General features: G+C 68.1%; 1 protein-coding gene. It reads left to right on the top strand.

Annotated features, from left to right (window positions below; all coding sequences use genetic code 11):
• The coding region (locus tag DYY66_RS14120) for an aldehyde dehydrogenase family protein (protein ID WP_255496093.1) at window positions 1-288 on the top strand (288 nt) is incomplete at both ends.

Here is a 288-nt window from a genome sequence, read left to right as displayed (position 1 = left end):
ATCGTCGGCAACACCGTCATACTCAAGCACGCGGAAAACTGCCCGACCTCGGCCCTGGCGATCGCGCAGATCATGAAGGACGCGGGCGTGCCGGACGGCGTGTACGTCAACCTCTTCGCGACCCACGAGCAGGTCGCCGCGATGATCGCCGACCCGCGGCTGCACGGCGTGTCGCTGACCGGCTCCGAGCGGGCCGGCACCGTCGTCGCCGAGACGGCCGGCCGCAACCTGAAGAAGGTCGTCCTTGAGCTTGGCGGCTCCGACCCGTACATCATCCTCGACACCGAC

It is taken from the genome of Candidatus Nitrosotalea sp. FS (assembly GCF_011319475.1).
GTDB lineage: Archaea > Thermoproteota > Nitrososphaeria > Nitrososphaerales > Nitrosopumilaceae > Nitrosotalea.
The sequence above is the reverse complement of the archived record's forward strand: the minus strand, read 5'-3'. Positions and strand labels throughout refer to the sequence as shown.